The sequence below is a fragment of the Corynebacterium sp. MSK008 genome (genome assembly GCF_030232585.1).
Classification (GTDB): domain Bacteria; phylum Actinomycetota; class Actinomycetes; order Mycobacteriales; family Mycobacteriaceae; genus Corynebacterium.
In genome coordinates this window covers 18948-42199 of record NZ_JASPJX010000003.1, presented here as the reverse complement: position 1 = coordinate 42199, position 23252 = coordinate 18948, and the positions used below count along the sequence as shown (strand labels likewise).

The window sequence follows — 23252 nt, the reverse complement described above, 5'->3', positions numbered from 1 at the left end:
GCGCTAACTTGGGTTGTTCCTCTCCACGGGGGACCTACGTTTCACCCCCGTTATCGGTTAACAGCCCACATATGGGCATATCTTCCGCCTGCGGAGATGAGGTCCTCGTGGCAGCCGTCTTCAATGATACGTCCTTCATCCACAACGAGTATGCGGTCGGCCCGCGCGGCTGTGGCGAGGCGGTGCGCGACGACGACGGAGGTGCGCCCCGCCATCGCCTTGTCGGAGGCGTCGAGCACGGCGCGTTCGGTGGCGGGGTCGAGGGTGGCCGTGGCTTCGTCGAGAAGCAGCACCGCGGGTGTGAGCATCTCCGCGCGGGCGAGCGCGATGATTTGGCGCTGACCGGAACTTAGGCCCCGGCCACGTTCGCCGACGCGCGCGTTGAAGCCGCCGGGAATGGTGCCGATGACGCCGAGGGCGCCGATGCGCTCCACCGCGGCCTGCACCTCGTCGTCGGTGGCGCCGGCGGCGCCGTAGGCGATGTTGTCCGCGACGGTGCCGGGGAAGAGGTAGGACTCCTGCGGCACCTGCGCGAGCGCGCGCCGCCAATCCGCCAGCGGGAACTCGGCGACGTTCGTCCCCGACGCGCGCACGACACCTTCCACTGGGTCGTAGAAGCGGGCCAGCAGCTTGACGACGGTCGACTTGCCCGCCCCCGTCGGACCAACGAGTGCCACGGTGGAGCCGGGCGAGAGGGCAAGATCCATCCCGTCGATGACGGGCTCTGAGTCCGGCGAGTAGCCGAAGGTGACGTCGTTAAGCGAAAGCTCCCCGGACGCTGCGGTGTGCGCACCGGGGCGGGTGCCGGTGTCGGGGACGGTGGTGCGCTCGGCGAGCAGTTCGCGGATGCGGTCGAAGCTGACGGTGGCTTGCTGCCAGGAGTCGAAGATTTGGCCGAGCTGCTGGATGGGGCCGTAGAGCTGGCTTAGGTACATGGTGAACGCGACGAGCACGCCGACCGACAGCGTGCCGTCCGCGATACGGGTGGCGCCGACGCCGATGATCACCGCGGTCATGACCTGGGAGACGAACTGCATGCCGGGGAAGTACAGGCCCACCAGGCGCACCGAGCGCATGCGGGTGCGTCGGTACGTATCGCTCATCTGCGCAAAACGTGATTCGAAGTGGTCTTCGGCGAGGTGGGTCTGGGTGACTCGGATGCCGCCGATGAGCTCGGCGAACTCGCCGTTGACCGCGGAGATCTGCGCTCGCGCGGCGGCGTAGAAGCGCTTGGAGAAATGCCGGAAACCCCAGGTGGCCAGCGCGATCACTGGGACCGCGGCGAAGGCGACCAGGGCGAGCTGGCCGTCGGTGGCCACCAACATCACGGTCACCCCGGCAAGCGAGCCGACCGCGACGATGGCCTGGGCCAGCCCGGTTTGCAGGAAGCTGGACAGGGTGTCGATGTCCGTGGTCATGCGCGTCATGATCTTGCCGGACAGGCGCGACTCGAAAAAGCTCAAGCCCAGCTGCTGCAGGTGGGCGTACGAGCGCAGGCGCAGGCCGTAGAGGAGGCGCTCGCCGGAGCGCGACGACAGCACCGTCATCACGGTCATGGACGCCCACGCCACCACCACCACACCCAGCGCGATAAGCCCAGTGCGGATCAGGCTGGCCTGGTCCGAGTTGGCGATACCGCGGTCAACGGCGGCGCGTACGAGGGTGGGGAACGCCAGGTCCGCCAGCACGCCGACCACCAGCAGCGCCACGGTGCCGACGATGAGCCAGCGCACCGCGCGGAACAGGTCGCGCACTTGGAAGTCGCTCGACGGGGTGCGCAGCTGCTCCAGTCGTTCCTCGCTGAGGTTCGGCTGCTCGGTGGCCTCGGGGAGAGTGTCCACCCGCGCGAGTAGCTCCGGGGTGGCGTTGACCGTGGACGCGCGTCCGGTGGTGGGCACGATCACGCGCTCGCGTTCCGGCTCGGTGACCTCGGGCCACAGCTCGGCGTGCGTGGGGGCCACGGGCAGCTCCGTAGGCGTGTCCGCAGACATGGTGGCCAGGTACTCCGGGCTCTGCACGACCTCGTCGCGGGGGCCACACTTGACGACGGCTCCGCCTCGCACCACCGCAACTTGATCCGCGTGGTCCACGGTGGACTGACGGTGCGCGACGGTGAGCACCGCGACATCCATAAGCTCCTCGCGCAGGTTGGCCAGGATGCGGGATTCGGTGACGGCGTCGATGGCGCTGGTGGCGTCGTCGAGCACGAGCACCTCGGGGGTGGCCATGAGCGCACGCGCCAGGGCGATGCGTTGGCGCTGCCCGCCGGATAAGGTCAGGCCGCGCTCGCCGACTTCGGTGTCGTAGCCGTCGGGTAGACGCTCGATGAACTCGTCGGCGCAGGCCAGCCGCGCCGCTTCGCGCACAGCGGCGTCGAGCTCATCGGGTGGAAGGGTGGAGCCCATGGCGATGTTCTCGCGCACGGAGGAAGAGAACAAGAACGCCTCGTCGAACACGCACAGGACCTTGTGGCGCAGGGCGGCGGGGTCAGCGGAGCCGTCGAGAAGCTCGATGCTTCCGGAATCCGGCTGGTAGAAGCCGCCGGCGAGCTGGACGGCCATGGTTTTGCCTGCGCCGGGCGGGCCGATGAGCGCGACTGTCTCGCCCGGGCGCACGGTGAGCGAAAAGCCGTTGAGGACGGGGTTGCCGCCGGTGGCAAAGTGCACGTTGTCAAAGCGCAGGCCCGTGCCGGTCGCGGGGCCGCCGGTGGCCTCGTCGACGGGGGCGAGCCCCAGCACGTCGTCGAGGCGGTCGAAGGAGCTCATGCCCATCTGCAGGCGCACGTATTGGTTGGTCAGCATGGACATCATCGACGTCATGGAGGTCAAGTACGCCGTGAATGCCACGAACTGGCCGATGGTGATCTGCCCGCGGATGGCCAGCATGCCGCCGGCGATGATGGTGACCACCAGCGCGACCTTGGGCAGCTGGGAGAGGATGGGCTGGAAGCGCGCCGTGAGCTTCGCTGCGCGCATCTTCACCGCGTAGAGGTGGCGACCAAGCGTGTCCAGCTGGTCGATCTCGCGCTGCTCCTGGCCGAACGCCTTGACCACGCGCACGCCCGAGACGGTCTGCTCGACGTGCTCCGCCAGTTCCGCGGTGGCGTGCTGGTTGACCCACGTGGCGGCGTAGAGCGTCTTGCGCGAGCGGTTGGCCTCCTACAGGATCAGCGGCAGCAGCGCGAGCGACATCAGGGTTAGCGGGATGTCCATCCACAGCATCACCGTCAGGGTGAGCGCGAGCTGCACAACGCGCGTGAGCATCATGGCCAGGGTGTCTAACACCATCTGGTACTGGTTCAGATCCGAGATGGAGCGCGAGACAATCTGGCCGGTGACGATCGTGTCCTGGCCTGGCCCGTCCAGGCGGTGCAGCGTGCGCAGGATCTCGGTGCGCAGCCAGTGCTGGGAGATGGACGCCAGCCGGCCCGCCGTGACGCGGCGGATGAAGCTCAACGCGTAGGTGGCCGCCGCCACGGCGACCATCCACCACGCCGTGCGCGTCACCGATCCCTCCGCATTGCCGGTGGCGATGTCCACCGCGCGGCCGGTCAGCGCCGGCACCGCCGTTTGGAACACCGCGGCGAGCGTGGCGGCGGCAAAGGCGGCGACGGCCGCGGGGCGGTTGGCGCGGAGGGATCTGGTGAGCAGGGGATTAATTGTTGTCGCCGTCCTTTTTATCTTCGTCCTTGAACTGGCGCAGGATCCAGGCCGCGAACTCCTTGGGGTTCAGGCTCAGGCCCTGGTCGTCGTCTTCGCCGCCGTCCTTCACCGGCAGTGGTGCCGCAAACTCCGCGGGCACCGCGCCGAGGCCGGACTGGACGTTGCCGATCACGCCGTCGGCGAGCTTGCGGTTGGCGGTGGTGCCGGCGACCGCGCCGATGCCCAGCGGCATGAGCTTGCCGAGCCACGCCCGCCGGAGGGACTTGCGCATGGAGCGCATGGCGATGCGCTCTAGCACGTTGTTGGTGTTGGACAGGGTGGGGCCGGAGAACTTGGCCAGGGTGGACTTGCCGGGGATTTTGCCGGCGTCGTCGCCAAGCATGGCGTCCACAATCGCCAATCCCTTGGCACCCATCAGCAGCGAGAGCACGAGCGCGCGGCGGCGCTCCGGGTCCTCGATGTCCTCGCCGCGTAGGTAGGCGGATGCCACGGCGTAGAACGCGGCGAGGTCCAAAAACAGCACAGATTCGCCCGCCACTGCGGCCGCGCCGGTAAACAGGCCGATGCCGGGCACGGCGGCTGCGGCACCCACGCCCGCGCCGGTGCCGGTGACGGTGTTTTTCAGGTGCTCGTCCATAAGATTCTGAATCTCCGCAGGCGTGGCCTCCGGGTTCTGGCGGCGCAGCCAGTTCACGTAGGTGCGGATGGTGGAGGTCTGCATCTGAACAGCCTTATCCACCGCGCCGATAAACGCGCGCCCCAGCGGGCCGGCGTCCTTTTCTAACTGCGTCGGGTCTTCGCGCAGCGCCTCTTCAATTTCCTGGCGGACGGCGAGGTCCTGGTTCTTTTTCTTGTTGCCGAACATCGTGTGCTCTTTCGTTAATCGGTTTTTTACGTCGGTCCAGCTTAGTTGGATGTTGTGCGCTTGCGTCTACGCTGGATGCCATGACTGCCGCCGAGCACCCTGTCGCAGACACCACCGCGGGCAAGGTCCGCGGCGTGGTGGATGCGCGCTCCGGCATGCGCACCTGGCGCGGCGTGCCGTTCGGCGCCTCCACCGCACACACTGGCCGTTTCCGCGCCCCACAGCCGGCGCAGAGGTGGCAGGGGCTTTACGACGCCTCACGGTTCGCCCCGCCCGCCATGCAGGGCACATTCGGCTGGCGCGACGCCGTCATCGGCACCGAGGACTGCCTGACGCTAGACATCGTGCGCCCCGACACCGAGGAGGAGCTGCCGGTGGTGGTCTACTTCCACGGCGGCACCTTTGTCACCGGCGCGAGCAACGAGAAGGTGCTGCAGGGGCATTTGCTTGCCGACGCCACGCAGGTCGTCTACGTCTCCGTGAACTTCCGCCTGGGCGTGCTGGGGTATTTGGACTTCCGCTCGCTGGGCCACGACTGCGTGGCCACGCCTGCGCTTTTGGATCAGATCCTGGCGCTGGAGTGGGTGCGCGCGAACATCGCCAACTTCGGCGGGGATCCGGACCGGGTGACCATCATGGGCGAATCCGCCGGCGGGGCGGCCGTGGTGCACCTGATGTGCTCGCCCGCGGCGCGCGGGCTGTTCCACGGCGCGGTGGCCCAGTCGCCGCCGCCGGCGAGCGTGCACTCGCGCCTGCAGGCGGCGATGTGGGTTCGCGAACTGGTCAACCGGATGGGTCTGCCGCGCACGACCACGCTCGCGGACCTGCGCGAGACCAGCGCCGAAGAACTCGTGCGCGCCGGCCAATCCATGCTGTTAAACACCAAGGAACTGGTGCAGCTGAACACCAGCTTCATGCCCACCGTGGACGGGGAGACGCTCACCGCGCACCCCATCGACACGTTCGAGGCGGGCGAGCAGGCGGCCGTGCCGCTGATTGTGGGCACCAACTCGGACGAGGCGAGCTTTGCCAAGGCGATCTACCAAACCACCAAGTCCCGCCAGCGGGCGGCGCGCCGGGCGCTGGAGGCCTTCGACCCCGAAAACGCCCAGTCGGTGCTTCGCGCCTACGGCTACGCCGGGGAGCGCGGCGACTACGCCGACCTCATTGCCGACGCGGTGTTCTGGGCGCCGACAGTTATTCTCGCCACCGCGCACCGCAGGAAGGCGAGCACCTGGATGTACCGCTTCGCCCACGCGTCTGCTGCGATGCGCATGCTGGGCTTGGGCGCGATGCACACGGCCGATCTGGGCGCGGTGTTCGGCGAACCGAACGCCACGAAGGCCTCCCGCTGGGACGTCTTCGGCGGCACCGAGGCGTTCGCTGAGGTCAGCCGCGTGATGCAGTACCACTGGGGGCGGTTCTTCCACACCGGTGCGCCGGGGGAGGAGTGGCCGGTCTATGGCTTCCGCTCCGACGACAGGCCGGGCCGCGCGACGGCCGTGTTCGACGCGGGCATGCGGGTGGAGTGGGACCCGAAGGCGTCGCAGCGCAGGGCGTGGGAGGGCTTCGACATGCGCGAGTGGGGCACCCACCGTCAGGACCTGATGGATTCGGCTGCCTCGCTGCTCGGTGCCGCCCATCCGTCCTGGGGCGACAGCTAACCCCGCGGTGAGAGGGAAATGCCACGCATGCGTAAGCATTCGTGGCTAGGCTTGTGCCCGTTGTGGCCGAGCTTGGGAAGGAACCACCGACATGAGCTTTTTCGAGGACATCGCAGCGGCGCTCGACCGCGAAGGCATCGAGTCCCGCGTGGGGGGCGACACCATGTTCGTGCCCATGACGGCGGCGCTGGAGATCCAGTTCGTGGAGATTGATCCGCACTTGCCGGCCGCCAACGTCTACATCGCGGCCGCGGACGTGGACGAGGACGACGAGGATTTCGAAGCCGTATTGGTCGCAGTAGTGTTCTCCGTGGAGGACGCCGTGGCCGCGGTTGCGGAGCACATGGCCACCGACCAGGTGATCACCGTGCTGCGCGACCTGTTGGAAGGCACCGACGAGCGCATCGGGGACCTGGAGTTCTTCCAGGACCACCTGAATCCGCAGCAGGTGCGTGCCGAGGTGGGCGAGAACGCAGAGCTTTTGGTCACCATCGACACCGTCGAGGGCGTCCCGCACGCCAAGGTCACCTTTATTGCCCTGCCGGATGATTACGACGATGTGCTCGACGACGCCGAGGGCGAGCTCTGGGAGTCCGACGGCGACGCGGAGCTGACCGAGGAGGACCGCGCCCGCCTCTTCGACGCCATCCACGACGAGGCACTCATCGACGCCGAGCGGCTCGAGCTGGGCAGCTTCACGGACTTTGACAGGCTTTTCGACGTGCTCTCGCTCGCCGCCGACCAAGCCGAGGATTGGGAGTCGCAGCTGTTGCCCGTCGACGACGAGTTTGACGAGCCGGAGGTCTACGACCTGTTCGGCCAGGACGACGATGACGCCGATGAAGACGACATCGACTACGACGATGACGACGACGAGGAAGATGACGAGGACGGCAACGTCGGCGTGCCCGGCATCGACGAGGACGACAGCAGCGATGCCGCCCGCGGCTAAGCGGCGTTGAGCCCTTCGAACATCGAGGACGGCGAGGCGATCGGCGTGAACGTGCCGTCGACGAGCCACACGTAATTCGCCGTGCGCGTGCCGGCCAGCTCGTGCACTGCGTGCGCGCAGTCGTCCGGGATCAGCGCGCGCACCCACGCTTCCGTGAGGACGGTGTCCACCACACTGCCGGCTGTGTCGGCGATGCGGACCTCAAGCAGATACGCCGGCACCTGGTCGCCTCCGTAGCCCTGTATCCGGGCCCGCGCCCGTGGGCCGACCCTGCGCCGTGTCACGGCCAGAGTCAGCTGCGGCCCGTTGGCCACCCGTGGCAGGGTGAGCACCGGCGGACGCCACGTGGCGGTGGGCCGCGACAGGGACCGTGGGTGGTGCATGACGGCCTGGGCGGATTCAATGATTGCGGGGTGGCGCTCGCGGATCTCCTCGGCAAGCGCCTCCGGGGTGTAGGCGGGGGAGTGGGGCATATCGTTTCGGCTGACGCTGCGCAGCGGATTCTTCGTGTTGAACTTCATGGCGCACACACTACGAAGCGCCGCCGACATCACCGTCCGCCCGTTCGAACAAATGGGCGAAAGGTGTCGCGTTAGCTGGGATGATTTGGCTTTGCGGAAAATATTTGCCACATTAGCCAATCAGGACACCCCACCCAGCGAGGTACTCTAACCAGCAATGAACGCCGACAACTCAACACAACACACAACCCAGCAAGCACACCGCACCCAACCGAAGATCCCGCGCACGATCTGGGTCCTTGTCGGCGCCGCGTTCATCATCGCCCTCGGCTACGGGCTCATCGCCCCGGTGCTCCCGCAGTTCGCCGGCAGCTTCGGCGTGTCCATGGCCGCCGCCGGTGCGGTGATTTCCATCTTCGCGTTCGCGCGGCTGTTGGGGGCGCCGGGGGCGGGCAGGCTCGTCGATAAGCTTGGCTCCCGCCCGATCTACCTCACGGGTCTGCTTATCGTCGCGGGTGCCACCTTCTTCATCGCGTTCGTGAACGCGTACTGGCAGATACTCGCCCTGCGGTTTATCGCGGGCTTCGGCTCGACCATGTTCACCCTGTCGGCCCAGGCACTGATCGTGCGGGTGACGCACCCGAGCATCCGTGGGCGCGCCAACGCACTGTACGCCTCGGCGTTTCTGGTCGGCAACGTTGTCGGCCCGATCATCGGCGCTGCGCTGTCCTTCCTGGGCTTCCGCGCACCGTTTGTCATTTACGGCCTTGCGGTAGCGGGTGCGGCTATTGCGGTCGGCGTACTGACCCAGCCGAAGCCGGGCTCCGAGCCGCTGCCTGCGGCGAAGCCAAAGATGCGCGTGCGCCAGGCGTGGCAAAACTCCACATACAAGGCGCTGTTGGCTGCCGGGTTTACCAACGGCTTTGTCAACATGGGCTCGCGCGTGGCCATCCTGCCGCTGTTCGCTGCCGCCGTGTTTGAGCGCGGGGGCGCAGCCGCCGGTTTGGCGCTGACCGGCTTCGCGTTCGGCATGGCTGTGACGCTGCAGTTCTCCGGCAGGCTCGCTGATCAACTCGGCCGCCGCCCAATGGTCGCCGCGGGCCTGGCTACCTCCGGCGTGTTCACGGCGCTGCTCGGCGGCGCCACCAGTTTCTGGCCATTAGTGCTGCTTTCCGCCGCAGCCGGTATCGGCGCTGGCCTGATGAGCCCCGCCACCCAGGCCACGCTCGCGGACATCATCGGCAACGAGCGCTCCGGCGGTACAGTGCTGTCCACGTATCAAATGACGCAGGACGCGGGCTCCATTCTCGCGCCGGTACTGCTCGGCGCTGTCGCGGAGGCCGCGGGCTTCCAGGCGGCGTTCGGTGTCTGCGGGGCAGTGTGCGCCACCACGCTTGTGATCTGGCTTGTTGCCGGGAAGGAAACAAAACCGTGAGAGTCATCCTAGATTGCGACCCTGGCATCGACGACACCTACGCCATCATCTTCCTCACCGCCGCCGCACACGCGGGTCTCATCGAGCTCGACTGCTTAACGACGACCTCCGGCAATGTCGACGCCAACCAGTGCGCCCAAAACGGCGCCTGGATCCTGGGGCAGTGCGGCCTGCCCATCATCTCATTGGCCGCCGGCCTGCCCGAACCGCTCGAGGTGGAGCTGACCACCACGCCCGAAACCCACGGGAATACCGGCCTCGGCTACGCCCAAGCGCCGGAGCGCCACGTGGAGCACGACTGGGACGCGCTGTGGATCGACTCCATCGAGCGCGGCACCGACGATTTACACCTCATCGTCACCGGACCTTTGACCAACCTGGCCGCGTTTGCGCACACGCACCCGGAGCACTTTGCCAAGCTCAAGCACATCACCGTGATGGGCGGGGCGGTGAACTACCCGGGTAACACCACCCCGAGCGCGGAGTGGAACTTCTGGGTGGACCCGCACGCCGCCGCCGACGTCTTTGCCATGACGCCGACCCCGATCACTCTGTGCTCGCTCGGCGTGACGGAACGGATGGTGCTCAGCCCCGAGGCGTTGGCGGAGTTCGTCGATAAGCTTGGCGGCTCCCCCGTGGCGCAGCACCTGGAGGCGATCACGCGGTTTTACTTCGAGTTCCACGAGGATGTGGGCGAGGGGTATCAGGCGCAGATCCACGACCTGCTCACCGTGCTGATTGCGCTGGGGCTTGTGGAATACACATGGAAGGACGCAGCCGTCGATGTGGAGGCGGACTCGCAGCTCATGCGCGGCACCTCCGTGGCGGACCTGCGCGGGATCTGGGAGCGCGAACCCAACGCGCGCCTGGTCACCGGGGCTGATATCGAGATGGCCTGGGGCTGGTTCACGTGGGCCTGCGAGGTGCACGCGAAGGTCGCCGCAGGCGACGCCGAGATTGTGGAGCTGCGCCACCTGCGTGCCGACGACTAGGCCGGCAAAACCACCCCTGCTACACTCCCGAACCGATAGCCCCGCCGAGGTGACATAGGCGATCAGGGCTCGCTTTTTTCGTTCCCCGCACACCCGGAGTTTTCCATGTCACACACTGTTTCCACGCAGGCCGCGCAGAAGGCCGAATGGACCCCTGCTCGCCGCGCCCTCGCCATCGCAGGCGCCCTGTTTATCGCCGCCACCTGGCTGTACTTCGTCCTGGTCCACCCGGCTGACTGGGACCAGGTCACCGGCTCCGGCCCAGGCATCGCGCTGCTTGCCGGCTACGGCATCGGCACCATCCTGCTCCTCGCCGCCGTGATCCCCGTACTGCCTGCGCGCACGCTGGGCCTGATCCCGATCGCGATCATCATCAACTCCGTCGTCGGCGAGATCGTCGGCTCCATCGGCCTGCCGTTGTACCTGGATTCCGTGGGCACGGTGCTCGTCGCGGCCCTGGCCGGCCCGGTCGCGGGTATGGCCACCGGCGCGCTGAACAACGTCGTGTGGGGCCTGCTCAACCCGGCAGCGCTGCCGTTCGCCGCGGGTGCGGCGCTCGTCGGTTGGCTGGCCGGCGTGTTCATCCACCGCTTCAACGCGCTGCGCAACATTGCCACCGTGATCGGTTTCGGCCTGGTGCTCGGCATCGTCGGCGGCATGGTCGCAGCCCCTGTTGCCGCCTACGTTTACGGCGGCACCGCCGGTGTGGGCACCGGCGCGCTGGTCAGCCTGTTCCGCGAGATGGGCGGCTCGCTCATCGCGTCCGTGACCACCCAGGCGTTCATCTCCGACCCGGTGGACAAGGTCATTGTCATGCTGGTGGCGTACTTCACGGTCAAGGCGCTGCCGAAGCGTACCGTCGCCGCCTTCGCCCCGCAGAGCAAGTAGCCCCGAGCAACCCCAGTGTCCCAGCCACACACCCGCCTGAACCCGCTGACCGCTTTGGCCGTCGGCGCGTCCGGCTGGATTCTGGCGCTGGGGATCAACACCCCGTCAGCCTCGCTCGCCATCATCGCCGCAGCCCTAACGACCGGCACATGGCGCACCCGCAACCCGTCCGTCGTGGCGTCCACCGCAATCCTCGCCGTGCCCGTCGCCGCGTCGATGGTGCTCATCCACGCGCCCTACGGTGAGCACCGCATCGCCCCACTGCTCACCTCCGACGGGCTCGCCGACGCCGCCCACCTCACCGCCCGCTTCACCGCGCTGGTCGCGTGCCTGCTCGCCGCCGTGGCCTGGACGCGCACGCCGGATCTGGCCAAGGCGCTGCAGAGCACAAAGGGCGGCAACCGTATCGGCTACATCGCCGGCACCACTCTGCAGCTCGGCCCCCAGGGCGCCAACCGGGCACGCATCACCCGCGACGCCAACCGACTTAAGCAGCGCCCGATCACAACCAAAACGGTCGTCCCGCATCTGATCATGCCCGTGCTCACGGAGCTACTCACCCAGGCCGGCGCCCGCGGCCAGGCGTTGGAAACCGCAGGCTACGACCTCACCGGCCCCCGCACCGTCCTGCGCCCCGTGCACGACAGCACCCTCCAGCGCACCGCCCGTGTCCTCATCCCGTTGACCTGCGTGGCGGTGGTCCTATGGATCTAACCCCGCTCACCCAAGCGCTCGACCAGCACCGCACCGTCGAGGTCATCGGCAATTCCGGCGCGGGTCTGACCACCCTCGCCGCCCAGGCCCACAACGAGTGGGCGGGCGCCGCCGTGGTCCAGCAGGACGCCACCGCGCACGTGTCCTACCTGCGCGACACGGTCATCGAAGAGGTTGCGCTAGGCCTCGAGCAGCGCGGCACACCCATCCCGGAGATGCAACGCCGCTGCGAGCGCGTCCTTAGCGCCGCGGGCCTGACCGAGCTCGCCGAGCGCCACCCCGCACAACTCTCCGGCGGCCAAACACGCCGCCTGGCCATCGCGGCGGTCGCGGTCCTCGAGCCAGACATCCTGCTTCTCGACGACCCCTTCGCCGGCCTCGACCCCACCTCCGCCACCCACATCATCCGCCTGCTCGAAGCCCTGCCGTCGCGCATCGTGGTCCTCGGCAACCGCCCCCGCCTTGATGCAGCAAAGCTTTCGCTTATCGATGGCATCCTGTCTCCCTCACCCCCTCCCACCCACGGCACCAGCCTGCCCCCACGCGTGACGACCACCGGTGAGCCGATCGACCTCGGCGAGATCACCGCCACCCGCGGCGGAAAACCCCGCAAGTGGTGGCAGTTCCGCGCAAACGAGGACCCGGAGTTCACCGCCGGCCCGATCCACCTGACCGTGCGCCCCGGCCAGGCCGTGTGGCTGCGCGGCGACAACGGTGCCGGCAAGACCACACTGCTGCGCGCGATGGCCGGCCTCGACGGCAACCCGGGTCTCGAGCAGACCCACGGCCTTGGCGTCTCACTCGCCCTGCAGCGCGCTGCCGACCAACTCGCCGAATCCACGGTGGGGGAGTTCGTCGGCGACCCGGACGCCGTCGCCGAACTCGGCCTCGACCCGGAAACCCACCCTCTCGACCTGCCAGCCGCGCACTTACGCCTGGCTCAGCTCGCCCAGGTCTTCGCCCAGAATTGCCCGCTTGTGCTTCTCGACGAACCCGACGTCGGCCTCGACGCCTCCTCCCGCGACCGCGCCCACGCCCTCATTGCCTGCGGCCTCCGCTCCGGCCAGGCCGTGATCTTCACCTGCCACGACACCGTCTTCGCCATGGAACTCAATTGTTATGGGTAGTAAAGAATAAATAGGGTGTCAAAGGTTAGTCCAGGCCGCCATGCGCTGAGTGACCGTCAAACTAGGTGGGCAAAATAGGTGGATTTACCAAAGTAACCTTGGCAAGATGTTTAGCGTGAATGATTCTCGACAGGATAAACCCAGTATTGATGCAGTCGAGCGGGCGGAAGCTCAAATTATCGAGCAGTCAAAGCGGATCGAATTCTATCTGACAGAGTATTCCGTCGAGATGCTTGCGCAAAAGGTCCATGTCGGCGATTTTGTAGTTCCAGAGTATCAACGAAATTTCACCTGGGAGGAGAGACGTAAGTCCCGCTTCATCGAATCGTTGATAATGGGTTTGCCCATTCCATTCATATTTTTCTGGGAGATGTCAGATGGTCGGCTTGAGATCGTAGATGGATCGCAGAGATTGCGTACCATTGAGGAATTTATCTACCAGGACTTCACGTTGGGAGAGTTGGACCCACTGACCGAGCTTTCAGGATTTCGATTTTCCGACCTGCCTACTTCACGACAGCGCAAGATCAAAAATCGTTCCGTTCGGGGAATCGTACTGAATGAGCATGCAGATCAAGCAGCGCGCCTTGACATGTTCGAGCGGATTAATACAGGCAGCAAGATTGCCAACCAAGCTGAAATTCGGCGCGGGGCCTTGGCCGGTCCGTTTATGTCGTTAGTTATCGATATGGCAGAACATACTCTGCTACATGACCTCGCACCCGTATCAGAGAAGCGTAAGGATGAACGTGAGTATGAAGAACTGATCACTCGGTTGCTGGCGTATGGGGATGGTCTTGATAAGTATGACGATAGGCCAGCATCCTTTCTCTACAATTATGTAAAAGATATGAACCACGAGTTTGAGGAAAACCCGCTCCTCAAGGAGCAATACAAGCAACGGGTTGACCGAATTCTCGATTTTGTGAATCGGAATTTCCCATACGGATTTAAGAAATCTGAAACCGGCAAATCGACTCCACGGTCTAGGTTCGAGGCGATTGCCGTTGGGGTGGACACCGCTCTTCAGAAGTATCCCAAATTAGCTAACTGCACTGCGGCGCAGCTGAATGTCCGTGATTGGCTTGAATCTGACGAGTTTTATCGAATAACCAGTTCTGATGGGGCTAATGCAATTGCGCGCTTAAACGGGAGAATCGAATTTGTGAGCCAGAAGCTGGTGAGTTGTGTCAGCGATTGATTTGCGGTCGTTCTATTTTGAGCGGTACAGCGAAGTGGAAACCTACCTAGATTTGCTGAAAGGTCTTGAAGACGAGACGCGGCACGGTGTACCAAGGTTAGCCAAGACAGGCGTAACAATTTCGCCCCAGCAAACTAAAATCTTAACCTCGAACCTATATCTACAGCTTTACAATTTAGTAGAAGCTACGGTCACAAGATGTCTGCAGGCAATTACGGCTGAAATCCAGGTGCAATGTATTGCTCCGATCGAGTTGTCGCTGGAGCTAAGACGTGAATGGACCAGAGCAGTTGCTCGTACGCACGAGGAGCTGGGACCGGAAAAGAGGCTTAAGGCGGCTCTGAAACTTAGCGATCAACTCGTAGATCGACTCTCGGTTGCCAAATTTGAGATAGATCCAGGAGGCGGCGGTAATTGGGATGACAAAGCGATAGAGGAGCTGTTCAGTCGCTTAGGCGCAGAGCCAATATTCTCGGCGGATACAAGAACAGGTGCGAAGCGTCATGTTAGAGACGATCTGGGTCCGTTAGCCCTAGTGAAAAATCGTAGGAACGGTCTAGCACACGGTTCTCTGTCGTTCGTTGAATGTGGGGGAGAAATGCAATATGACGACATGGAGAGGCTAACCCTGGCGATCGGAAACTACCTCGATGAGGTAGTCGAATCTTTTGTCGATTTTATAGAGGGTGACCTTACAGCTAAGGTTTGCTGATTAGCGCACATCCGCAGTTCTTATCCGCTACCCGGGAAAGAACGGCAGTTTAACGGTAGTTGTGGGGAAAGATGCAACAAGGTATTTCAACTATAAAGGCTGTTGACCTCTTCTGCGGAGTTGGTGGACTGACTCACGGACTATTGAAAAGCGGGATTGATGTTGAAGCTGGCTTTGATCTTGATGAAAACTGTCGATATCCGTATGAATTCAATAACCGAGCTCAGTTTCGAGAGCGCAATGTTGCGGAGGTGGATCTTGACGAAATTACGAGGTTTCTCGTTGGGGGGCAGCACACCCTAATTGCAGGTTGCCCCCCGTGTCAACCGTTCTCCACGTACAGCCAATCCCATCGGAAGAAAGGCGAGGGGGAGGGATGGAGGCTTGTAAGAGAGTTTGGCCGCATCGTCGAAACCGTGCAGCCGGATCTGGTCGTTATGGAGAATGTACCCCAGTTATGTCGCCATCCTGTTTTCGCCGAACTACTCGGTTACCTAAGCAAGTACTATGTTGAATGGTCGGTGGTCGAGGCGGTCCGCTGGGGAGTTCCCCAGACTCGTAAGCGGCTTGTACTAATCGCATCGAAATTAGGGCCGGAAGGCTTAAGCCTGGTGTCAGACTACCATCTAAGGCGTACAGTGAGAGATGCAATCTATGACTTGCCTGCTCTGAAGGCTGGTGAGGTGGACTCAAATGATCCGCTGCACACAGCCTCAAGATTGAGTGCCAAAAATCTCGAACGGATTCGGCACTCCAAGCCTGGAGGTACCTGGCGTGATTGGCCGATATCGCTTCAGTCTTCCTGTCATCAAAGGGATTCAGGGGCTACCTACTCAAGCGTGTATGGACGAATGACCTGGGATGAGCCTAGCCCCACAATAACCACCCAATGCTTCGGTTACGGTAACGGCCGCTTCGGACACCCGTCTCAGGACAGAGCAATTTCGCTGCGAGAAGCGGCTATTCTTCAAACGTTTCCCGAAGGATACGAATTTGTTGCGCCAGGAGAAAAGGTGAGGTTCGGAGTTTTGGGTCGTTTGATCGGAAACGCGGTGCCTGTTCGGCTTGGGGAGGTTATCGGAGGCACTTTAATGAAACATATAGAGGGATATAAATGAGGTGATTGGTCGGTGAGAACGAGATACGTCACTGATAGTTTCAGTGGGCTCGGGTTTGGCACCAAATTTTCAGCTGCAAACTCAACGTGATTCTTTACGCGATCAAGTCGAGGGGTAGGTCCGTAATGTCCCTCAATCGGTTTCCGTCGGTGAGCATCTCAAGCAGCTCGTTGGCCTCCTCGGAGCCAACATTCTGTACTGCGTCAGTCAACTCGGGTAGCGCTGCGTGATAGACCATATCAATGTCTCCCGTGCCCAGAGCAAGTGATGCGATGCGGGGCAAAAGTGGTTCTGCGGTCACCGCAACGATATGCGGAGCTCGGCCTTTTCTGTTTCTAATGAGATTTAGAGCCTCAGCCCGAGTGTTTTGGGCCCTATCGCTGCGCATCGTGAACTTACAGCTAATGACTGCGTGTAAGAGTTCGGCGGGAGGATTACAGTTTCTGGCCCGGATCGGGCTTGACATTGCGGTACTCGAATCGACCAGCGGGCCATCCGCGTTTAGCTCATCGTCGGATAATGCGGCCCGAGAAACTAAGATATCCGGGCTAATGGTGTAGGAATTCCCTAACGCCGCTGCGAGTTGAGGGGTCTCATTAACTGCGTCGGCTAGGTCTGCGAGGTGCCGGTAAGGTTCGAATTGGTCGACGTGGCTTCCTCGTCTGGAACCGCCAACCGTGTGTACACGCCAGTTACCCGGGCGGGTGGATCGCATTCTCGGAAAGGATTCACGGATAAAACCTGCAACAGCATTTTCGAAGATTGCGCCCGCAGATTGACCGGGGATTTTGTTTCCAACGCGGGCGTTGAGCGCGCGTGCCATGTGGAGCGCGATATCACGGCTCGCCTTGCTGCTGCTATCAGCGTTGGATGCAACCCCGGTCGTTGAAATGGATAACGTACCGGTTTCTACTAATTCTTCGAGTAGCGAGGCGCGGGCTGTTGCAAGTATCGACCGGTTTTGTTGAGAATCTGGATTCATCATCAAGCCTTCAGTAATGCCTGGTCCGGATGAGCCGGCGTAGCAGGAACCGACTCGTTGGGAATTTCTTCCATGTGTAACGCCGCCGCGATAGATTGACCGACGGCTTCTGCCACCGGAGGTGGGAAAGCATTGCCAACCTGCTTCCAGGCAGCGGTTTTGCCGCCCTGCCAATCCCAGTCGGCAGGGAAACCCTGAAGAACACCACCCATCCTTACCGTCAGTCGTGGCATCTCAATGGCTGGATCAACCGGGAAGTCTGGTCCAGGCGCTTCTTCTGCAATGGAGGAGCCTTTAACTCCGAGACGTGCCCATGCTTCGCGGGCTCGCGTTGGACCTAGGTCTGGACCGCCATGTTTCTTGCTACCGCCAACCAAAGTCGGGCCAATTCCGCGGGCTCTCTCGGCCCACTTCGCGGCCCCGGGCCACCCACCTTCAGCCATCAGATCGCGGAGGGCTTCGCCAACAGTGAGGCTATGTTCCACCGGAGCAGGCCAAGCAAAAAAGTCGCGGAATCTTTCTTTAAGGGCTACGAGGATGAACCGGGGCCTTAGCTGGGCTAATCCGTAGTCTGCTGCGGTGATGAGCTCCCAAAAAACGACATATCCCATGTCCTCGAGTTCGGCAATGAGTTCGCTCCGGTATGCGGCAAATCTTGGTTGGGAAAGTCCACGGACGTTTTCCAACATGACTGCTTTTGGGTTAGCAGTACGGACTAACTGGAGCGCCCGGGGGAAGAGATCTCGCTCATCTTCAGGGCCAAGTTGCTTACCCGCAACTGAAAACGGGGGACATGGAACGCCGCCGGCGAGAAGGTCGAGATCATCTGAGTACGGGCTGATGTCGAAGTCAAGAACATCACCTTCGATGACATTCCATTCGGGGCGATTGGCTCGAAGGGTTGCCGCGGCATGGTGGTCTAGTTCCACGGCCGCTCGCATTGCGAAACCAGCTCGTTCAAGCCCGAGCGCTTGTCCGCCAGCGCCAGCGCAAATCTCTACGGAGGAAAGAGGAGTCTTCATTGCAGCTCAGTCTATGGGTCGAAATATCGGTAGAGAAAACCCAATCCGGATTTTCTCGTGTTGTGAACACGATAAACACGGTTTAGATATTGAACCGTACACTAACGAACAGATGTTCGCTCCCGGGCGGAGCTGCCGTCGATAAGCAAAGGCTCCTAGAACTCGGCGCGGTCGATGACGTCGCGAAGTGTGGTGGCGGAGTGGCGGAACTTCTCCAGCTCGTCGGAGTCCAGGCGCAGTTCCACGACGTTGCGCACGCCGCTGCGATTGAGGACGGTGGGGGTGCCGATGTAGAGGTCGTCGAGCCCGTACTCGCCCTGCAGGAGGGCGGAGACGGGCAGGACCACGTCCTCGTTGCGCAGGATCGCACGCGTGATGCGGGCGAGTGCATTGCCGATGCCGAAGGCGGTGTTGCCCTTGCGCTTGATGATGTCGTAGGCGGCGTCGCGGGTGCGGATAAACATCTTGTCGATCTGGGTGTAAATGTCCGGGTTTGTCTCCGCCTCGGTCTCCAGCATCGCGCTCAGCGGCACACCGCCGACGGAGCCGGAGGAGAACACAGGCAGCTCGGTGTCGCCGTGCTCGCCGATGATGTGGGTGTGCACCGCGGACGGAGCGATGTCGAAGTGCACGCCCAGGTTGTGGCGCCAACGCGCGGTGTCCAGAACGGTGCCGGAGCCGATGACCTGGTTCGACGGCAGGCCGGTCTGCTTCCAGGTGATGTAGGTGAGAACGTCCACAGGGTTGGTGGCCACGACGTAGATGCCGTTGAAGCCGTTGGCCATGACTTCCTTGTTGATGGACTCGAAGATGGCGGCGTTGCGGGCGATCAGGTCGATGCGCGTTTCGCCGTCGCGCTGCGCCACGCCGGCGCAGTTGACCACGAGTGCGGCGTCGCGGCAGTCCTCGTAGGTGCCCACCGTGACGTCCATGTGGTGGCCGGAGAACGGGATGGCGTGGTTCAAGTCCTCCACTTGGGCCCAGACGAGGTTCTCGTTGAGGTCGATGATGGCCAGGTGGTCCGCCAGGCCCTGGTTGACAATTGCGTACGCGTAGGCGGTGCCGACAGCACCGGCGCCGATAAGGACGATCTTGTTGCCATGAGTCACGGTCATGCGACCAAGTGTGTCAGAAGGCGGGCGGTCGCGTGCGGTGGGGTTGGGCGCAAAACGGCCTCGGAGGCGTCACCATGGTTCATAATTCGGGTCCCGGCCGGGGAGATATCCGTTGTGCGTCCGTGAACCCCGGCGAGCTTTGTTGATGACGAGAAAGAAGATCTGCGAGCCGTCCAGGCTGGGAAGTTCGTGGATGACCGTGTTCATAAGTTCGGCCACATGGCCCCAGGGGTCCCGCTCGATTTCCGCAGCAAAGACTCGCCAGTCGGGATAGTCGCCGTATTGCAGTGCCGCCGCATAAACTTCATATGGCCACGTTTCGATAGGGTCTTCCGGCGCGGCTTTGACGTTCCTGAACAAAGATCCGCTGATCATATGTTCCTCCGGTCAGACGTAGCCGCCGCAGCGAAAAAGGCTGCGGCGGCTAGGAAAATTGGGGAAGAGTTCACACCTGGCAGTTTATGCCTTTGCGTACTCCTCCTGCGTCTGCTCAATCACCTGCGGGCGGCCAGTGGCGAAGTACAGCACGGTCATAATCACCGTGAAGGCCACGCCGATACCCAGTGCCAGGCGGAAGTCCGGCAACCAGGCCATGATTCCGAAGGTGCAGAGGATGAACGCGATGGCGAAGTACTGCCCGTACGGCCAGAAGGGCACGGCGAACTTCAGGGCGCGCTGCTCTTCTACGGTCATTTGCTTGCGCATGGCTACCTGCGCCAAGAGGATCATCAGCCACACAAACACGGTGGCGAAGGTGGCCAGAGCTGCGATGGTTTCAAAGACGTCGGGGTAACGGGCGTTGAGGAACACGCCGACGACCAGGACGGCCAGCAGGCTCGCGATGGTCATGACGGGCACGTCGCGGTAGGTCTTTGCCATGCGGCGCGGCGCCAGGTTCTCCTTGGCCAGGCCGGTGAGCACGCGGCCGGTGCCGAACAGGTCGGCGTTGATGGCGGACAGCGCCGCGGTGATGACCACGAAGTTCAGCAGGCCGGCAGCCCAGTTCACACCGAGCGTGTTGAAGATCTGCACGAACGGCGACTCCTCGCCGGTGATCGTGCGCCACGGGTTGAGCACCAGAATGATCGAGATCGCCAGCACGTAGAAGATCAGGATGCGCGCCGGGACGGTGTTCACGGCCTTCGGGATAGAGCGCTCCGGGTCATCGGCCTCCGCACCTGCCACACCGATGATCTCGGTGCCGCCGAACGCGAACAGCACCAGGATGAAGGAGGCGACCATGCCGGAGACACCGTTGGGGAAGAAGCCGCCGTCGTTCCACAGATTGCTTATCGACGACACCTCCGGATCCTGCCCGAGATTGAACACAAGAATCGCCGCACCGCCGACAATCATGGCCACCACGGCCGTGACCTTGACGATGGTGAATGCGAACTCCAACTCACCAAACCAACGCACGGTGGCCAGGTTGGCCGCGCCGATAATCAATAGCGTGACGGCAATCCACACCCACGCGGCTGTGTCTGGGAACCACAACTTCATGTAAATGCCGATGGCCGTCAGGTCCGCCAGACACACGATCATCATCTCGAAGGCGAACATCCAGCCGGTGATGTAGCCGCCCCAGCCGCCGAGGTACTTGCGGCAGTACACGGCGAACGAACCGCGGACCGGGTTGCGCACGCTCATCTCGCCGAGCGCGCGGAGCATGAAGTACACCACCGCGCCGCCGAGCAGGTACACCAGCAGCACGGACGGGCCGGCGGCCTGGATCGCACCGGCGGAGCCGTAGAACAGGCCGGTACCGATGGCGGAACCGAGCGCGATGAAGTGGATGTGGCGGGCGGAAAGGCCCTTGCGCTTCGGTTTGGGCGTGGTGGCGGATTCAGATGGGGCAGTCATAACAGACATAACTGTGCTCTTTCGGGAAGCAATGCGCGAATCGGAGGCGCGGGGAATGGGGTTGTGGTGTGCCCGAAGTTGGGCGGCGGCGTCCCGGTTTGGCCGTCGATAGGCGAGTGCAACCGTAAGCCTCGCGGACGGATCCGGGGGCGCGGCGCGAACGACATAAGCCTTGAAGTGTTGCCCTTGCCAACAAGAAACCCCTGCGCTTTGAGCAGCAGAGGCTGTTAGCGCAGGGGGCTGGAGTCGGCCGACACCGCGCTACAGATGATGATGCAGGCGGGCCGGCTGGGTATTCAGCATCGCAGAACGCGTGGCCGACGCGGCCACGGTTTCAAATGCGGTGCTGTTGATCATGCGGACGAATGTAGCACGGCGGGTGGTGCTTCCGCAGCGGATTGTGGAAAATATTTGCCGCAATGCGTGAAGCAGGGGGTCAGAGGTTGCGAAAGAGCCTTTAGAACTTAAACGGGACAACGTCTTTCAGGCCGATCATCGCGGCGATGGCGACAACGGCTCCGATGAAACCGCCGAGCACCCCCGCCAGTGCCGCTGAGGTAGAAGATCCATCCTCATTCTGAACGGGCTTCGAAGCAGGAACCTTCGCGCACTTGTCGTAGATTTCGAGTTGTCGCTTTTCGTTGGCGATTTCCTCATTCTCAAAATCGGCGTAGCCCTGCTCGCTTTCTTCGGTTGCTTTCAATTGTTTCAGTGCAGCCTCGTATTCCGCGATAGTGTCGAGGCTTTCTTTCCTAAACTTCTTAATCTCTTCCTGCGTGTAATAAACGGGGAAGTACATGCGGTTGTTCTGCATCTCGGTGATCGAGTAGTTCACGCGGCAATCGGTGCCGATGTGCTCGATGGTGTAGGCCTGGGCGGGGGCAATTGATCCGGCCAGGGTGCTAGCTGCAACTGCAACAACGATGAGCTTGGTGCGCATGGATGCTCCTTGAAAGCTGAAGGGGTGAGAGACGGGGCGCGGGGTGCGTCGATAAGCAAAATGCTCGAAAGAAAAGATTACTGCACGGGGCTACGCGAACACGCCGAACGTCCAGGACCCGAGCACCAATAGCACGGAGAACGCCCAGCACACCGGGAAGGCGAGGCGGATGTACTTGCCCATCTCGCCGCGGGCAAGGCCGAGCGCCAACCAGAGGGCGGGGGAGAATGGGCTGACAAACGTGCCGATGACATTGCCCACGATCATGGCGGACGCGGCGCCCATGGCGGAAACTCCGAACGCCTCGGCGGTCTGCTGCACGATTGGCAGGACGGAGAAGTAGTAGGCGTCGGTGGAGGTCGCCAGGTCCAGCGGCACGCCCAAAAGGCCGATGATGATGTGGATGTACGGGCCGACAGCCTCCGGCAGGATGGCAATGAGCGACAGAGCGATCTGCTCCAGCATGCCCGTGCCGTCGAGGATGCCCAGGAACATCGCCGCGGCGAGGATGACGCCTGCCATGGACAACGCGGTCGGCGCGTGGCGGCGCAGCGCGTCGCTTTGGTCCTCGAGCTTGGCAAAGTTGATGGCCAGCAGCAGCGCAGTGCCGACCAGAAACGCCGGCGCCGGGGACGCCAGGCCGGACACGAGAACACCGATGAGTGCGAGGGTGATCAGCGCATTTACCCATGTCACCCATGAGCCGCCGCGCTGAGTGAACTCCAACTTGGCGCGTTCCTCCTGCTGCCTGCGGGAGAAGTCCTCCGCGACCGCGTTGACATCCACGGTGCGATCGTCGGAGCCCGCGGCGGATGCGCGGCGGCCTTCCACAACGCCGAAAATGGCGGCGACGACGAACACGAGCACGATAGCCACACCCTGGACTGGCAGCAGGTGGGCCCAGATCTCGTTCGGCGAGGGGCCGATGACAGAGCTGGCGCGGCCGACAGGACCGCCCCAAGGCAGCATGTTCATCACGGACGCGGACAGCGCCACGATGGTCAGCAGCACGTAGCGAGACATGCGCATCGCCTCGTACAGCGGGAGCAATGCCGGGATGGTGAGCAGAAACGTCGTGGAGCCGGAGCCGTCCAGGTGGGCGACGATGGCGATGGCGGCCGTGCCCAGGGTCACCAGCAGCGGTGTGCCGCGCGTGGCCTTAATCAGTGCCTTGATCACGGGTTCAAACAGCCCGACGTCGGAGAGAATGCCGAAGTAGATGATGGCAAAGATGAACATCACCACCACGTTCATCACTCGGTCTAACCCATCCATGTAGAAATCCGAGATCTCGGCAACGCCAGCGCCAGTGAGTACGGCACCGACGATTGGGATGAGTGTCATCGCGACGATCGGGTGGGTCTTGCCTTTCAGCAACAGCCCGACGGTGACCGCGATGATGGCCAGGCCGAGCAACGTCAGCGCGAGGGGAGAAGTCATGGGGGAATCCTAAATCACAGACGTTTCTGCACTGTGTTTCAGGTCATGTCGTGGAGCTTCTTGGTGTGGGAGGCACGGGTTACTGAGACGCGCCGGCCT

The 23252-nt window shown here is 63.0% G+C and carries 19 protein-coding genes and 1 pseudogene; 10 read left to right on the top strand and 10 right to left on the bottom strand.

Annotated elements, in window-relative coordinates:
• Positions 1–50 precede the first annotated feature (50 nt).
• Positions 51–3659, bottom strand: a pseudogene (locus QP996_RS03120) (ABC transporter ATP-binding protein).
• Entirely contained in the window at positions 3655–4527 is an 873-nt protein-coding gene (locus QP996_RS03115; RefSeq protein WP_284871167.1) for a hypothetical protein, read from the bottom strand. The pseudogene QP996_RS03120 and the gene QP996_RS03115 overlap by 5 nt, the downstream one beginning before the upstream one ends.
• 80 nt (positions 4528–4607) lie before the next feature.
• Between QP996_RS03115 and QP996_RS03110 the strand changes: the two genes are divergently transcribed.
• Positions 4608–6191 carry a carboxylesterase/lipase family protein gene (locus QP996_RS03110; protein WP_284871166.1) on the top strand — a complete coding sequence of 528 codons (1584 nt, stop codon included), beginning with the start codon at positions 4608–4610 and terminating at the stop codon, positions 6189–6191.
• A 91-nt stretch (positions 6192–6282) separates the two neighbouring features.
• Entirely contained in the window at positions 6283–7143 is an 861-nt protein-coding gene (locus tag QP996_RS03105) for a hypothetical protein (RefSeq protein WP_284871165.1), read from the top strand.
• Here the strand turns inward: QP996_RS03105 and QP996_RS03100 are convergent.
• A complete protein-coding gene (locus tag QP996_RS03100; RefSeq protein WP_284871164.1) occupies positions 7140–7664 on the bottom strand; it encodes a hypothetical protein in 525 nt (174 codons plus the stop codon). The genes QP996_RS03105 and QP996_RS03100 overlap by 4 nt on opposite strands.
• A gap of 157 nt (positions 7665–7821) precedes the next feature.
• Here QP996_RS03100 and QP996_RS03095 point away from each other — a divergent pair, with 157 nt between their 5' ends.
• From QP996_RS03095 to QP996_RS03060, 8 genes are all read left to right on the top strand, one after another.
• Positions 7822–9039 (top strand): MFS transporter, encoded by a 1218-nt coding sequence (locus tag QP996_RS03095; protein ID WP_284871163.1) that lies wholly within the window; start codon positions 7822–7824, stop codon positions 9037–9039.
• Positions 9036–10031, top strand: a complete 996-nt coding sequence (locus QP996_RS03090; RefSeq protein WP_284871162.1) for a nucleoside hydrolase — start codon at positions 9036–9038, stop codon at positions 10029–10031. The genes QP996_RS03095 and QP996_RS03090 overlap by 4 nt, the downstream gene beginning before the upstream one ends.
• A gap of 105 nt (positions 10032–10136) precedes the next feature.
• Positions 10137–10919: an ECF transporter S component gene (locus tag QP996_RS03085; protein ID WP_284871161.1), complete on the top strand. Its 783-nt coding sequence runs from the start codon at positions 10137–10139 to the stop codon at positions 10917–10919.
• Positions 10920–10934: 15 nt separating this feature from the next.
• The gene (locus QP996_RS03080; protein ID WP_284871160.1) at positions 10935–11633 is read left to right on the top strand and encodes an energy-coupling factor transporter transmembrane component T family protein; all 699 of its coding nucleotides are present in this window, start codon (positions 10935–10937) and stop codon (positions 11631–11633) included.
• On the top strand, positions 11624–12760 hold the full coding sequence (locus tag QP996_RS03075) for an ATP-binding cassette domain-containing protein (protein ID WP_284871159.1): 1137 nt from the start codon (positions 11624–11626) through the stop codon (positions 12758–12760). Before QP996_RS03080 ends, QP996_RS03075 begins: the two co-directional genes overlap by 10 nt.
• A 115-nt stretch (positions 12761–12875) precedes the next feature.
• Positions 12876–13961, top strand: a complete 1086-nt coding sequence (locus tag QP996_RS03070) for a DUF262 domain-containing protein (protein WP_284871158.1) — start codon at positions 12876–12878, stop codon at positions 13959–13961.
• Positions 13948–14673: an MAE_28990/MAE_18760 family HEPN-like nuclease gene (locus tag QP996_RS03065; RefSeq protein WP_284871157.1), complete on the top strand. Its 726-nt coding sequence runs from the start codon at positions 13948–13950 to the stop codon at positions 14671–14673. Before QP996_RS03070 ends, QP996_RS03065 begins: the two co-directional genes overlap by 14 nt.
• 71 nt (positions 14674–14744) lie before the next feature.
• Positions 14745–15791, top strand: coding sequence for a DNA cytosine methyltransferase (locus QP996_RS03060; protein WP_284871156.1), 1047 nt, complete (start codon positions 14745–14747; stop codon positions 15789–15791).
• Between the two features lie 94 nt (positions 15792–15885).
• On the opposite strand, the gene QP996_RS03055 is transcribed toward QP996_RS03060, so the two are convergent.
• The 7 genes from QP996_RS03055 to QP996_RS03025 form a co-directional block, all read right to left on the bottom strand.
• Positions 15886–16776 (bottom strand): NgoMIV family type II restriction endonuclease, encoded by an 891-nt coding sequence (locus QP996_RS03055; protein WP_284871155.1) that lies wholly within the window; start codon positions 16774–16776, stop codon positions 15886–15888.
• Complete coding sequence (locus QP996_RS03050; RefSeq protein WP_284871154.1) at positions 16776–17795, bottom strand: DNA cytosine methyltransferase; 1020 nt, start codon at positions 17793–17795, stop codon at positions 16776–16778. Before QP996_RS03050 ends, QP996_RS03055 begins: the two co-directional genes overlap by 1 nt.
• 155 nt (positions 17796–17950) lie before the next feature.
• Complete coding sequence (locus tag QP996_RS03045) at positions 17951–18910, bottom strand: L-lactate dehydrogenase (protein ID WP_284871153.1); 960 nt, start codon at positions 18908–18910, stop codon at positions 17951–17953.
• Between the two features lie 69 nt (positions 18911–18979).
• Positions 18980–19285, bottom strand: a complete 306-nt coding sequence (locus tag QP996_RS03040) for a hypothetical protein (RefSeq protein ID WP_284871152.1) — start codon at positions 19283–19285, stop codon at positions 18980–18982.
• Positions 19286–19369: 84 nt separating this feature from the next.
• Complete coding sequence (locus tag QP996_RS03035; protein ID WP_284871151.1) at positions 19370–20773, bottom strand: amino acid permease; 1404 nt, start codon at positions 20771–20773, stop codon at positions 19370–19372.
• A 457-nt stretch (positions 20774–21230) separates the two neighbouring features.
• Positions 21231–21713 carry a hypothetical protein gene (locus tag QP996_RS03030; RefSeq protein WP_284871150.1) on the bottom strand — a complete coding sequence of 161 codons (483 nt, stop codon included), beginning with the start codon at positions 21711–21713 and terminating at the stop codon, positions 21231–21233.
• 90 nt (positions 21714–21803) lie between these two features.
• Positions 21804–23153 (bottom strand): CitMHS family transporter, encoded by a 1350-nt coding sequence (locus QP996_RS03025; RefSeq protein ID WP_284871149.1) that lies wholly within the window; start codon positions 23151–23153, stop codon positions 21804–21806.
• Positions 23154–23252 lie beyond the last annotated feature (99 nt).